The sequence below is a fragment of the Clostridium omnivorum genome (assembly GCF_026012015.1).
Classification (GTDB): Bacteria; Bacillota; Clostridia; order Clostridiales; family Clostridiaceae; genus Clostridium_AX; species Clostridium_AX omnivorum.
Map to the genome: position 1 here is coordinate 3,033,814 of NZ_BRXR01000001.1, position 13,282 is coordinate 3,047,095.

Here is a 13,282-nt window from a genome sequence, read left to right on the forward strand (position 1 = left end):
AAATTCAATGAAAAGCTATACATAGATGGAAATGAAAAAATATTTTTTAAAAAATCATTCGTGGTTTTGTTGAAAAATTAGACATAAATTGATATAATTTTCTGTGGTTTGATAAATTATTGGATGTGGAGGGTCATGAAAATATGACTACAAGAATAGCAATTCTAGGTGGACCAAGATGTGGTAAAACCACCTTAATACAACAATTATATGTGGACATGAAGATTATGGGATTAAATGTAGGTTGTGCTTCAGAATATAGTACAGACTATTTAAGAGATAAAGGTATGATAGAGAGCATTGCAGAGCAATATGGAATATATTTAGGTCAGCAGAGAATTGAAGATGATTTAGGCATTTTTGATTATGCAATTACTGACTATGCAACCTTTGTACCATATGTTTATGGAAGGTTTATGCTTGGTAGTAAGAAAAGAACGAAAAAAGAGATAGAAATACTAAAGGATCTTTATTATCTTGCCCTTAGGGATATACCTAAGTATGATCATATATTCTTTGTTCCAAGAGAATTTGGATACTCTAAAGATGGAGTTAGGTGGCAGGATGAAGATACAGCAATAAGAGTAGATGAGGCAATTAAGCAATTTTTAGTTGCTGAAAATGTACCTTACACAGTAGTTGAAGGTTCAACAAAGGAAAGAGCAAAGAGAATTATAGAGATTGTAGGACTAGAAAGCAATCTTGAATAAAATATAAAGGTCTAGGAATTTTCCCAGACCTTTAATATTTCTTTTGACATGGAAACATAATAAAGATAAAATCAATAATGGTACACTTTATAGATAAAGAGGGAAATCCAATGTAGATTATTGTAATTTTATATTTATAAATATATTGATTTTATCAAAGGAGAGAAAAACATTGTCAGATTTAAGTAGAGAAATTGAAAAAAGAAGAACCTTTGCTATAATATCTCACCCTGACGCAGGTAAAACAACCTTAACTGAAAAGTTTTTGCTATATGGGGGAGCTATAAGACTTGCTGGTTCTGTAAAGGCGAGAAAAGCAGCAAAGCATGCTGTATCAGACTGGATGGAAATTGAAAAACAAAGAGGTATCTCTGTTACTTCTTCAGTTATGCAGTTTAATTATGATGGATACTGTATAAATATATTAGATACTCCAGGTCACCAAGATTTTAGTGAAGACACTTATAGAACCTTGATGGCTGCAGATAGTGCAGTAATGGTTATTGACGGAGCAAAAGGTGTCGAGGAACAAACAAAGAAGCTTTTCCACGTTTGCAGCTTAAGAGGAATACCAGTATTTACTTTTGTAAATAAGATGGATAGAGAAGCAAGAGACCCTTTTGAACTATTAGAGGAAATTGAAAATGTTCTTGGGATTAAGTCCTATCCAATGAATTGGCCAATAGGCTCAGGAGCGGATTTTAAAGGCGTATATGATAGAGAAAAGAAAGTAATCCAAGCTTTTAATGGAGGAAACCATGGGCAGACCCTAGTAGAATCTGTTGAAGGAAGCATAGAGGATAATGTATTTAAAGATCTTTTAGGTGAATCACTTCATAAGAAGCTTATGGATGATATCGAGCTTCTTGATATAGCTGGAGATGAATTTGATTTAGATAAAGTTAGTTCAGGTGAACTTACCCCAGTATTCTTTGGAAGTGCGCTTACAAACTTTGGGGTGGAGCCATTCCTTGAGGACTTTTTAAAGTTAACTACAGCTCCTCTTTCAAGACAATCAAACATAGGAGAAATTGATGCTTTTTCACCAGAGTTTTCAGCCTTTGTTTTCAAGATACAAGCAAATATGAATCCAGCTCATAGAGATAGAATAGCATTTATGAGAATTTGCTCTGGTGAATTCAAAAAAGGTATGGAAGTGTTCCATGTACAAGGTGGCAACAAGGTTAAGCTAGCACAGCCACAGCAATTTTTGGCTCAAGATAGAGAAATTGTAGAAACAGCTTATGCAGGTGATATTATTGGTGTGTTTGATCCAGGTATATTCAGTATAGGGGATACACTATGTGAAACTTCAAAGAAATTTAAGTTTGAAGGGATACCAACCTTTGCACCAGAACACTTTGCTAGGGTAAGAACTATAGATACTATGAAGAGAAAACAGTTTATTAAGGGTATTACTCAAATATCCCAAGAAGGAGCTATTCAGGTATTTAAGGAACTTCATATAGGAATTGAAGAAATAATAGTTGGGGTTGTAGGTGTACTCCAATTTGAAGTTCTGGAATACAGACTTAAACATGAATATGGCGTTGATATTAAGATGGATAGATTAGCTTACAGATATGTTAGATGGATTGAAAATACTGATATAGATGTAGATAAGCTAAATATAACTAGTGATAGCAAAAGAGTTAAGGACTTTAAGGATAGAAATCTTATTATTTTCCAAAGCGATTGGGCAATAAGTTGGGCTCTTGAGCACAATAAGGGGCTTATACTATCAGACGTAGGAAAGAATAACGAGGAATAATATAAAAGCATGGAGCAGCACTCCATGCTTTTATTATCGTTCAAAAGAAAATAAGTTTTTATCGCAATCACTGCCATATAAAATTAAATCCTTAATTATTTGGGCACCTATTATACTATATGTGTTGCTATTAGTTCCAGCAGGAAGATTAAAATAGCAGTTAGGATACTTTGTATGAGTTCCTATATAAGTCAGATCATCTTTGCTTTCTATATATCTGGAACTCCACTCATAGTCAATGTTAAGCATATTATAATCAGTATACATGCTTTGTACTTTTCGAAGAAGGTATTGACTCTTTTCTTTTAGTATAGCTTCAATGTCCATATTTTTCATTTCATCGGTGCAATATTGAAGTACCATTATCCTATTATCAGAGGTAGTTCTCAGGTGAAGCAGATTTTGGTTATCCTTAATAACCATGGAATATTTATCAATGCAGTCTTTTACCCCATTTACAGGATTAGTTACTATTCCAAAGGTGTTTTTTAAGGAAAAAGACGGCTTTTTAAACAGTTTTAAAGTTGATAATCCAGTGCAAAATACTATCTTCTTGCAAAGAATGTTAAATCCGTTGGTAGATACTTTCATTTTGTTTTCAGAGTAATCATAACTTATTAGTGGAGTCTGCTCATATATTCGCCCTCCAAGTGCTTCGAAAGCCTTTACCAGTGTATGTGAAAATTTTAGTGGGTCAATGGTTGCAGTATTTTTTGTTACAATGGCATCTTCGTCATTAATAGTGAATTTTTCAATGCAGTCTGGCAAATTGATGTATTTAACTTCAAAATCTAATTTCTTTCGCAGGTTATATTCTTTCTTCAAATCAACTAAAGGATTGATGTATAGGGTATCCTTTCTATTGAATTCACAGACCTTGCACAGATGAAATAAGGTGTTTTCAAATTCATCTGAAGCCTTTATGGATAGTTTATAAGCTCTTTCAGCAGCTTCTTTTGGTATAATTCTAGAAAGATCTAGAAGTGTTTTGCTAAGTTCTGGCTGAAGCATTCCATCCATTGAAGATGTTGTACCAGAACCTATCAAATCCTTTTCAATCAATATAGTATTCACATTATATAAGGACAAATAATAGGCTGTAAGGCAGCCAGCAAGACCAGCACCAACTACTACTACATCGCAGACTTCATTATTAGACAGTTTTGGATAGTTTTTATAGTTCTTATTAATATTATTCCAATAGGTATTTCCATATATAAGATTCATACACTCTGTCATCCTTTCTATGGTTAAAGCAATATGTTTAGTTTCTACAGTTTAATATTAAATAATGTATAAATTTATATATTTTATTATAAATAAAAATCCGCTGGTATATTTACCAGCGGATAAGTATTAATCCATTATATCAAGAAGGTATTTAGTTAGATAGGTAGACTCTTGGTGCCTATAATAAAATCTGCCAAGAGGTTTATTGAGTAAATTGTCTGCTTTTGCTAATATAAAATCTACAAGCTTAACAGTACCATAGGCAAGAATTAATCCACCAATAACATCTATAACCCAGTGTATTTCAAGGTACATGGTTGAAAATATAACGCTAAGACAGAAGAAACCCCATATCCATTTGAATAGCTTATTCTTTTCTCTTAAAACTAAAAGAAACATTGCAAAGGCTATTGAGGTATGCATAGATGGAAAACAATTTAAAGTCCATCCAGCAGCTTGTTCAGGAGTAAAGTTCCTTGCCATTCCATCTGGGTGTCCAAGTACATACCAAACCTCTTGTAGGTGGAACATAAGATAAAATGGTGTTATTAAAAATACTTGGAAGATATGCGCTGAAAGTGCATATCGTATTGCTTTTTTAAGATCTTTTGAAATGCAAGCTCTGTAAAGAGGTAGAATAACTGGCAATACAAATCCATTTTGGTAAACTAAACGCATAAACCAAGTTAAAGTATCTGATTGATAAACCCTCATAAAAGCAGCATCATTTAGCGGTATTTTACTAAATAGGGGATTTAAATCAAAAACTATTTTCCTGCTTATCTGCCAGCTTAGCATTTTTCCCCAAAAGGCATACCCATGTACGCTTATGTATTGGATTATAAGTAAAAATGGTATACAGAGTATTATAAATGGAAGCCATTTTACATCTCTTCTCATGTCAGAATATGCTGTAAAGCTAGCAAAGGCTAATAAATAAAAGTATGCCTTATAATCTACGCCTGCATTAGAATATAGAGATGTTAGAATAGCAGTTCTTAAAAAGTATAGACCTATTAAAATAAAAAAATATTTATCTATTAGTCTCCAAACCATCAATAGTTTATTTTTAAGCCAAGAACCAATTGAAGATGATTCCTTAATTCTAGAAAAAAGTACACTTAACACGAAGAGATCCTCCATTAATTATAATAATTGTGAGCAAACGAAGATGCCAATGCCACGCTTCAAATTATAACATAATATTGGAGGACAAGTACATAATAATAATGAATTTTAAATAGCTTCAAAAATTAAAATGCTCAAGCATTAAAGCAATGAGCATTGAAAATTAGATATTATTGTATTTGTAATAAGTTATCTTGAGATAATTCATTACATTTTAAAACTTATCTTGGAGTTTTCCTTCTCCCAAATATAGCATCTACAACAAATATTATTGCAGCTACTAAAAGTAGAAGATTGATTAAACTTCCACCTATTCTAAAAATTAAACCAATTAGCCAGAATAGAATAACAAATCCACCTATCCAACGTAATATAGCCATAATTATTCCTCCTTCACTGTTTTATGTACATTGAAACATATATGTAATTTTTTATGTAATAATATTATTTACATATAGTTTAGTTATTATTTGAGGAAATTTATGCCATAAATATTTTAAGTGTATCCATACATTTGCAAAAAGTGTATTAGTGTCTATAATAATATTAGGAGATTAAAGAAAACAGGGGGAATACATATGGAGGAAAGAAAAGAAGTTATGGCAAGTGCTATTAAAGTTAGCGATATTGCAAAAGTTGGAGTTATGGCAGCTCTTATATATGTTGCTACCTGGCTCATTCATATTCCAATTGGAGAAAAGGCAGTTCTGCACCTAGGAGACAGTATGGTATTCACTGCAGCAATTATTCTTGGAAAGAAGAAAGCAGGTGTAGCTTCAGCCATCGGAATGTGTCTATTTGATGTTTTATCACCTTATGCTATTTGGGCGCCATTCACTTTTGTTATAAAAGGACTTATGGGATACTTAGCTGGATGGATTGCTTATAGGAATGACTATGAAGGAAACAATTCTCTTAATAACATTTTAGCATTTACTGTTGCAGGTATTTGGATGATAGTAGGATACTATTTTGCTGGAGCATTTATATATCATAGTTTCATTATAGCTTTAAACGATATACTAGGAAATGTAATTCAGGTAGTTGGCGGAGCTGTTATAGCAATTCCACTTGCAAGATTGCTTAAAAAGGCAAATGTAAAGTAAATAATGCAATAAAAAATATATACTAAGAAACCTATAGTAGCAATGAACTATAGGTTTCTTATTTTTTTATCAAAACCTGCACAGATAGGATTATATTTAATATTTTAATAGTATACCCATGCTTTTATAGATTTTTCAAATAGAGTATGTAGCCTTATAAAATAGGGGGAGTGGAAGTGAAAGATACCAGCGAACAATTTAAGATTAGTGAAATTATAAAAATATTGTTAAGAAGGTATATAACCATATTAGTTTGTATTGTTTTATGTGTATCAATAGGTTTTTTTACAGCTTTTTTTGTAATACAGCCTTCTTATGAAGCAAGCATTAGTATTATTGTAGGAAATTCATCAACTAGCGGTACGAAGCTTGATTACGATCAATTGATGTTATATCAAAAGCTTGTGAAAACCTATTGTGCAATTGCAAAGACTTCCACTGTTGCTGAAAAAACCATAGAAAAGGTAGGCTTAAGCATATCTACTGATGATTTTGAAAAGCTAATTACTGTAGTTCCAGAGGCAGATACTCAAATTTTTGATATAAAAGTAAGAGCTAACAGCAAAAAACAGTCGGTAGAAATAATCACCGCATTAAGTCAAGTATTTATTGATGAAGTAAAGAACACCTATCCGTCAGATAGTATTAAGATTATGGATAAGGTTAAAGCTAGCGATAACCCAATATCGCCAAATAAAAAGCTTTATTTATTTATTTCTGCTTTTGCAGGATTAATGTTAGCTTTCATAATAATCATGGTAAAAGAATACTCGGATAATACCTTTAAAACAGAAGAGGACGTGGAAGATAATTTAGACTGTCAAGTAATAGGAATTATTCCAAGAGAAAATGATGGAATTAATAATTTAATAATTAAAAAATCTAACATGACTATGGAGGCCTTTAGAACTCTTAGAACTAATGTAGAGTTTTCATCCATAGATAAAAAAGTTCAATCTATCATGCTAACAAGCAGTAAACAAGGAGAAGGAAAAAGCAGTATTGCATATATACTTGCTTTCATTATGTCTCAGAATGGTAAAAAAACACTACTAGTTGACTGTGATTTAAGAAAGCCGGAACTTTATAAGTTTTTTGAAACTAGTAATAAAAAGGGACTATCAAATATATTGTGTGGAGTAAACAAATGGGAAGAAGAAAAATATAAAACAAAATTTAATAATTTGTATATGATTACGGCTGGAACAAAACTTCCAAATCCTACAGAATTATTATCATCACATAGGATGAGGGAATTTATGGAGACATGGAAACAGAATTTTGACTATATTATTATGGATACTCCACCAGTAGGTATTGTTACTGATGCTCAGGTGTTATCTACACTATGTGATGGCTGCATCTTTGTAGTGGCAGCTGGAGAATCAGTAAAAGAGGATTCCATTAAGGCAAAAAATTTATTAAAAATTGTAAACGCTAAGATAATAGGAGTGTGTCTAAATAAAGTAGAAGTGTACAAAAAATATGATGATAAAGATTATTTAGATAGCAATGAAAAAATAAGAGAACCTTTCATAGATAAGCTTAATAAATATATAGAAAAGATAAAAAAATTAATAAAAAGAAATTTACACAAGGATGATAAAAAGATAAATTGATAGCTGAAATGGGGGATTAAAAATGCTAAAGCTTGCATTTATAGGAGTAGGATATGTTGGACTAGTAACAGGTACTTGCATGGCTGAACTTGGTATGGAGGTTACTTGTATAGATATTAGTAAAGATAAAATAGATAAATTAAATTTAGGGATTATTCCAATATATGAGTTAGGACTTGAAGAGTTGGTATTAAAGAATTTAAAAAGCAATAGATTAAGCTTTACTACTGATATGAAGAGTGTGGTTGAAGAATGTGATGTAATTTTTATTACGGTAGGAACCCCTCAGGGAAGTGATGGAAGTGCAGACTTAAGCTATGTAGAACAGGCGGTAGTGGAAATTGCAAAATATATGAATAGATATAAAGTTATTGTGGATAAATCCACAGTACCAGTTGGCACTGGAGAAATGGTTAAAAGTAAAATAGAGGCTGAACTAAAGGCTAGAGGTGTAGAGTATGATTTCGACGTAGTATCAAATCCGGAGTTTTTAAGAGAAGGTACAGCAATTGGAGACTTTATGAATCCAGACAGAATTATTTTGGGGGTTGAAAGTAAGAGATCCGCAGAAGTAATGAAAAAAATTTATGAAAAAGTTTTAATTAAGGGAGTGCCGCTTTTATTAACTAATCTAGAGACAGCTGAATTAATAAAGTATTCAGCAAATGCCTTTCTTGCATCAAAGATTTCCTATATAAATGAGCTTACAGAGCTTTGTGAATCTATAGGAGCTGATATAAGGGCTGTTTCAAAGGGAATTGGAATGGATAAGAGGATAGGAAGTGCTTTTTTAAATGCTGGTCCAGGATACGGTGGAAGCTGCTTTCCAAAGGATACTGCTGCACTAATAAAAATTTCAGATGCTGCTGGATGTAAATTGTCTATCGTGGATGCTGTAATTAGAGCAAATGCTAAACAAAAAGAAAGAATGTTTAAAAAGATAACTAAAGCATTTGGGGATATCAGTAATAAAGTAATAGCAGTACTAGGTGTAACCTTTAAAGCAGATACTGATGATATAAGGGAATCTCCTGCTGTAAGCCTTATTAATAACCTATTAAACAGTGGTGCAAGACTTAGAGTATATGACCCAGGAATATCAGAACTAGTATTTATAAATAATGAGGAATCGAGAAATAACTTGTATATTTGTAATAACGAGTATGAGGCAGCAGAAGGTGCTGAGGCTTTAGTAATAGCAACTGAATGGAGTCAATTTAAGAAGCTTGATTTAAAAGCTATTAAGCATAAGATGACAAATACTTGGTTTTTTGATTTAAGGAACTTATATAGTCCAGTTGAAGTTACAAAGGCTGGTCTTAATTATATAGGTAATGGTAGAAACAATATTGTAAGTATAATTTATACCATAACTAAAGATGGAAAAGAAGACTATGAAGTCATATAGCATTAATAAACGGTAAGGAGATTACTATGAATATTGTTGTCACAGGTGGGGCTGGTTTTATTGGATCGCATCTATGTGAGGCGCTTTTGTGCAGTGGAAATAGGTTAGTAGTAATTGACAATTTTAATGATTTTTATAATCCAGACATTAAAAGAAGAAATATAAAAGAAATACTGCATATGATGAAGAAAAACAATATTCCAGAAGATAATTTGAGATTATATGAATATGACATTAGAGATAAAGAAGCAGTTGGAAAATTGATTGGCAAAGATATAGATGTTGTAGTACACTTGGCTGCCATGGCTGGTGTAAGAAATTCTATACAAAATCCTAAGTTATATTATGAGGTAAATGTGCTTGGAACTCTTAATATATTAGAGGCTTGCAAAGCAAGTAATGTTGGAAAAATAGTATTTGCATCAAGCTCATCGGTTTATGGAAATAACAAAACTGTGCCTTTTAAGGAAGAAGATAGAGTAGACTTCCCTATATCTCCTTATGCTGCAACAAAGAAATCAGGTGAGCTAATGTGTTATACCTATCACTTATTATATTCATTTAACATTGCGTCACTTCGTTTTTTTACTGTCTATGGACCAAGGCAGAGACCTGATTTAGCAATTCATAAGTTTACCGAAAAAATATTTAATGGTGAAGATATACCCATTTATGGTGATGGTACTACCAAAAGAGATTACACATATATAAGCGACATTGTTGATGGGATACTAAAGGCAATTGAATGGGTTAATAAAAATGAAAATAGTTACGAAATTTTTAATCTTGGAGAATCAAGGACTATATCTTTGAATTTTATGATTGACACAATACAAAATACAATTGGTGAAAAGGCAAAGAAAAAGATGCTTCCTATGCAGGGTGGAGACGTAAATATAACTTATGCAGATATAACTAAGGCAAAGCAGATGCTTGGATACAATCCATCTATGCAATTTGAAGCTGGAATAGAAAATTTTATTGAGTGGTATAGAAGAGTAAATGGTCGGTGATAACATGGGGGCTAATGTAAAAAAGCCATATTTTTTAATAACAATAGATACAGAAGGAGATAATTTATGGGAAAAGCCCTGCAGCATAACTACAAAGAATGCTGAATATTTGTTTAGATTTCAAGAACTATGTGAGGAGTACGGTCTCAAGCCAACCTATTTAACTAATTATGAGATGGCTTCTTCTAAGGTTTTTATCGAGTTTGCAAGGGACGTAATAAAGCGCAATACAGGAGAAATAGGAATGCACCTTCATCCATGGAACAGTCCTCCACTGATACCTTTGACAAAGGATGATTTTAGACTACAGCCTTATTTAATTGAATATAATGAAGAAGTTATTAAACAAAAGGTAGAATATATGACAAAACTCTTAGAAGATACTTTTCAAATATGTATTGCAAGCCATAGGGCAGGCAGATGGGGATTTAATGAGTATTATGCAAAAGTACTGGAAGAACTGGGCTATAAGGTGGATTGTTCAGTAACGCCGCTTATTAACTGGAATTCTCAAAAGGGAGTACCTTTAGGAAAGGGAGGAACTGATTATAGTTCCTTCCCAGATAAGGCCTATTTTTTAGATTTAAGCGATATATCAAGAGAAGGCAAATCAAGAATTTTAGAAGTACCTATGACGACTATTTCTACGGATTCTATGCTTTCAAAGGGAATAAATAATAAACTTAAGAATAAAAAAATGCTTAGAAAGTTCACAAATAGACTTTTCTCAAGTTTCTTTATGCTTAGACCAAATGGAAGAAACTTGCATAGATTACTGTGGATAATCGATAAAACAATTGAAAATGAAAAGGATTATGCTGAATTTATGATTCATTCCTCAGAGCTTATGCCAGGTGGTAGTCCTACTTTTAAGAGTAAAAATCATATTGAAAGGTTGTATAGAGATTTAAGAATGTTGTTTGACATAGTTCATAAAAGCTTTAATGGAGCTACTATGCTGGAGTATTACAACTATTTTAATGCAAAATAAGAATTAGGGGTCGAGTTGTTCTATGAAGAAGGTAGCATTTTTTATTCCTGATTTGGGTGGAGCTGGAGCAGAAAGAGTTGTATCAAACTTGACACAGGCTTTAGCTGAAAGAGGATATGATATATTTCTTATCCTTTATAATCAAAGTGATGTAGCATATCCCTTTGGGGGTAAGCTGCTCACTATTGATGGAAGAAGTAACAGCATACTATATAAAAACAAAATATTAAAGTTTTTATATAGAACTTATAAGCTTAAAATGCTTAAGCATAAGTATAAATTTGACTTTGTAATAAGCTTCCTTGAAAATCCCGATTTTCAAAATATATTAACTAAGGGAAAAGAGAAGGTATATATTTCAGTTAGAAACTATGCCTCAAAATCTTATTCTAAAAGCAAAAAATTTATTTCAAAGCTTCTATATAGAAGAGCTGATAAAATAATTGCTGTTTCTGAAGGAGTAAAAGAGGATTTAATAAATAACTTTTTAATACAAGAACGAAAGATTAAAGTAATTTACAATCCCTATGATTTAGAAAAAATAAATCTATTAGCACAGGAAGCTATTGAAGGGAAATTTCAAGATATATTCAATAAGAAATGTATTTTAAATACAGGAAGATTAACTAGGCAAAAGGGACAATGGCATCTTATTAGAGTCTTTTCCTATGTTTGTAATGAATTTAGTGATGTGGAACTAGTTTTCCAAGGAGAGGGACCTCTGCTTGAGAAGCTGAAAAGGTTAGCTGAAAGCCTAGGAATAATTGATAGAGTACATTTTATTGGTTTTCAGAGTAATCCTTTTAAATTTATGAAAAGTAGCTACATCTATGCGCTTACATCACTATATGAGGGTTTTCCAAATACGCTGGTAGAAGCAATGATTTGTGGGCTGCCCGCTATATCAGTTAATTGTAAATCAGGGCCTAAAGAAATATTACTAAGAACTAAGGATAGTACGGATGAAAGCTATGGAATTTTACTAGAGGAATTTCAGCAAAACGAAGATATTGAAGGTTTAATATTAAGCGAAGAAGAGAAGAAAATGGCTGCAAGGATATGCCAGCTCCTAAGAAATAATGAAGAATATCAAATTTATAGAGCAAAGTCAATAGAAAGGTCAAAGGATTTTAGGCTTACAAAAATTATTGAAGAATGGAGAAAAATTTTATGATATAAGGATAATTATATGATTTATGTTGTTGTTACCATTATTTTAATCTTTGCATCTTTATTAGACTATATAGAAATTCCTAAGAAATTAAGAATAACTCTAATTTATTTATTAAACGCCATGTTAATTTTTATGTCTGGATTAAGATATGAAACTGGGCACGACTATTATAACTATATTAATATATTTGATAACTTAAACGGTTTTAAGGACTATTTTGCATCCTATCAATCGAGTCCTGTTGAGGTTGGATATGCATTATTAAATATAATAATAAAGGATCTTGGAGGGGGGCCAGAAGTACTTTACTTCATTATAGCTTTTCTCACCATAGTGATATTTTCCTATGCAATAAATAAACAGACTAAACATTATTTTACTACAATGCTAATGTTCTATTTTTTACTATACTATGAAAATACCATGGGACATATTAGAGCGGGAATGGCAATGGCTATAATTTTGTGCAGTATAAAATATATTGAAAAGCAGGATTTTATTAAGTTCTTAGCATTAATAATAACTGCAGCCAGCTTTCATAGTACAGCACTAGTGGTACTTCCAGTATATTTTATAAAGAAGTATGAGCCTTCAAAACAGATAATTACTGTAACGATTTTAGCAGCTTTTTTAATTGGAAGAATTAATATTATAGCGATTTTAGTAAAGTACATTGAATTAATTAATATTAACTTTTATTTAACTAATAAAATCCTCAATTATGCTTCTAATGAAGTATTAACTGATTCATTTAAAACTATAATTATCAGATTAGGTATACTTATAGCATTTATTCTATCAGAAAAAAATATAGGCGATAAACTGAAAAATTACAAAGCAGTAATGTATATGCAATATCTAGGGACATTAATGCTGCTTATGCTATCCAGTTCCCCAAGCGATTTTGGAACAAGAGGAACACGAAGCTTATTTTTTATTCAAATTCTAATACTGCCATCATTACTTCAAAACGTAAAAAATATTTATTTAAAAATAATGGCGCATTTTGTTATTGTACTTTATGGGTTGTTTCTTTTCTTGAGTTACATGAGCGTTTATGGGTACGCATTTTTTCCGTATAAAAATATTTTTCTAAAATAAATACACTAATTCATTTCAGGGGGATAGCTTT

At 31.7% G+C, this 13,282-nt stretch carries 12 protein-coding genes; 9 read left to right on the forward strand and 3 right to left on the reverse strand.

Going from position 1 to position 13,282, the window contains the following annotated elements; translation table 11 throughout:
- Positions 1-143: 143 nt before the first annotated feature.
- The gene (locus bsdE14_RS14250) at positions 144-710 is read left to right on the forward strand and encodes an AAA family ATPase (protein WP_264850636.1); all 567 of its coding nucleotides are present in this window, start codon (positions 144-146) and stop codon (positions 708-710) included.
- A gap of 172 nt (positions 711-882) precedes the next feature.
- A complete protein-coding gene (locus bsdE14_RS14255) occupies positions 883-2,481 on the forward strand; it encodes a peptide chain release factor 3 (RefSeq protein WP_264850637.1) in 1,599 nt (532 codons plus the stop codon).
- A 33-nt stretch (positions 2,482-2,514) separates the two neighbouring features.
- Here bsdE14_RS14255 and bsdE14_RS14260 read toward each other — a convergent pair whose 3' ends face one another.
- The 3 genes from bsdE14_RS14260 to bsdE14_RS14270 form a co-directional block, all read right to left on the reverse strand.
- Complete coding sequence (locus bsdE14_RS14260) at positions 2,515-3,708, reverse strand: NAD(P)/FAD-dependent oxidoreductase (protein WP_264850638.1); 1,194 nt, start codon at positions 3,706-3,708, stop codon at positions 2,515-2,517.
- 129 nt (positions 3,709-3,837) lie between these two features.
- A complete protein-coding gene (locus bsdE14_RS14265; RefSeq protein ID WP_264852272.1) occupies positions 3,838-4,767 on the reverse strand; it encodes a phosphatase PAP2 family protein in 930 nt (309 codons plus the stop codon).
- 293 nt (positions 4,768-5,060) lie between these two features.
- Positions 5,061-5,219 (reverse strand): DUF5670 family protein, encoded by a 159-nt coding sequence (locus bsdE14_RS14270; RefSeq protein WP_264850640.1) that lies wholly within the window; start codon positions 5,217-5,219, stop codon positions 5,061-5,063.
- Positions 5,220-5,417: 198 nt separating this feature from the next.
- Here bsdE14_RS14270 and bsdE14_RS14275 point away from each other — a divergent pair, with 198 nt between their 5' ends.
- The 7 genes from bsdE14_RS14275 to bsdE14_RS14305 all read left to right on the forward strand — a co-directional run bounded on the left by bsdE14_RS14275 (position 5,418) and on the right by bsdE14_RS14305 (position 13,251).
- Positions 5,418-5,945, forward strand: a complete 528-nt coding sequence (locus bsdE14_RS14275) for an ECF transporter S component (RefSeq protein ID WP_264850641.1) — start codon at positions 5,418-5,420, stop codon at positions 5,943-5,945.
- Positions 5,946-6,121: 176 nt separating this feature from the next.
- Positions 6,122-7,564 carry a tyrosine-protein kinase domain-containing protein gene (locus tag bsdE14_RS14280; protein ID WP_264850642.1) on the forward strand — a complete coding sequence of 481 codons (1,443 nt, stop codon included), beginning with the start codon at positions 6,122-6,124 and terminating at the stop codon, positions 7,562-7,564.
- Between the two features lie 22 nt (positions 7,565-7,586).
- Positions 7,587-8,972, forward strand: coding sequence for a UDP-glucose dehydrogenase family protein (locus tag bsdE14_RS14285; protein WP_264850643.1), 1,386 nt, complete (start codon positions 7,587-7,589; stop codon positions 8,970-8,972).
- A 26-nt stretch (positions 8,973-8,998) separates the two neighbouring features.
- Positions 8,999-9,985: a GDP-mannose 4,6-dehydratase gene (locus tag bsdE14_RS14290; RefSeq protein WP_264850644.1), complete on the forward strand. Its 987-nt coding sequence runs from the start codon at positions 8,999-9,001 to the stop codon at positions 9,983-9,985.
- Positions 9,975-10,976 (forward strand): polysaccharide deacetylase family protein, encoded by a 1,002-nt coding sequence (locus bsdE14_RS14295; protein WP_264850645.1) that lies wholly within the window; start codon positions 9,975-9,977, stop codon positions 10,974-10,976. The genes bsdE14_RS14290 and bsdE14_RS14295 overlap by 11 nt, the downstream gene beginning before the upstream one ends.
- A gap of 22 nt (positions 10,977-10,998) precedes the next feature.
- On the forward strand, positions 10,999-12,150 hold the full coding sequence (locus bsdE14_RS14300) for a glycosyltransferase (RefSeq protein WP_264850646.1): 1,152 nt from the start codon (positions 10,999-11,001) through the stop codon (positions 12,148-12,150).
- A 15-nt stretch (positions 12,151-12,165) separates the two neighbouring features.
- Entirely contained in the window at positions 12,166-13,251 is a 1,086-nt protein-coding gene (locus bsdE14_RS14305) for an EpsG family protein (protein WP_264850647.1), read from the forward strand.
- Positions 13,252-13,282: the final 31 nt, after the last annotated feature.

What these genes read in the sequence shown, in the direction of transcription:
- bsdE14_RS14250 (WP_264850636.1), top strand. Translation starts at nt 144, where the DNA reads ATGACTACAAGAATAGCAATTCTAGGTGGACCAAGATGTGGTAAAACC.
- bsdE14_RS14260 (WP_264850638.1), bottom strand. Translation starts at nt 3,708, where the DNA reads ATGAATCTTATATATGGAAATACCTATTGGAATAATATTAATAAGAAC.
- bsdE14_RS14265 (WP_264852272.1), bottom strand. Translation starts at nt 4,767, where the DNA reads ATGGTTTGGAGACTAATAGATAAATATTTTTTTATTTTAATAGGTCTA.
- bsdE14_RS14270 (WP_264850640.1), bottom strand. Translation starts at nt 5,219, where the DNA reads ATGGCTATATTACGTTGGATAGGTGGATTTGTTATTCTATTCTGGCTA.
- bsdE14_RS14275 (WP_264850641.1), top strand. Translation starts at nt 5,418, where the DNA reads ATGGAGGAAAGAAAAGAAGTTATGGCAAGTGCTATTAAAGTTAGCGAT.
- bsdE14_RS14285 (WP_264850643.1), top strand. Translation starts at nt 7,587, where the DNA reads ATGCTAAAGCTTGCATTTATAGGAGTAGGATATGTTGGACTAGTAACA.
- bsdE14_RS14290 (WP_264850644.1), top strand. Translation starts at nt 8,999, where the DNA reads ATGAATATTGTTGTCACAGGTGGGGCTGGTTTTATTGGATCGCATCTA.
- bsdE14_RS14295 (WP_264850645.1), top strand. Translation starts at nt 9,975, where the DNA reads ATGGTCGGTGATAACATGGGGGCTAATGTAAAAAAGCCATATTTTTTA.
- bsdE14_RS14300 (WP_264850646.1), top strand. Translation starts at nt 10,999, where the DNA reads ATGAAGAAGGTAGCATTTTTTATTCCTGATTTGGGTGGAGCTGGAGCA.
- bsdE14_RS14305 (WP_264850647.1), top strand. Translation starts at nt 12,166, where the DNA reads ATGATTTATGTTGTTGTTACCATTATTTTAATCTTTGCATCTTTATTA.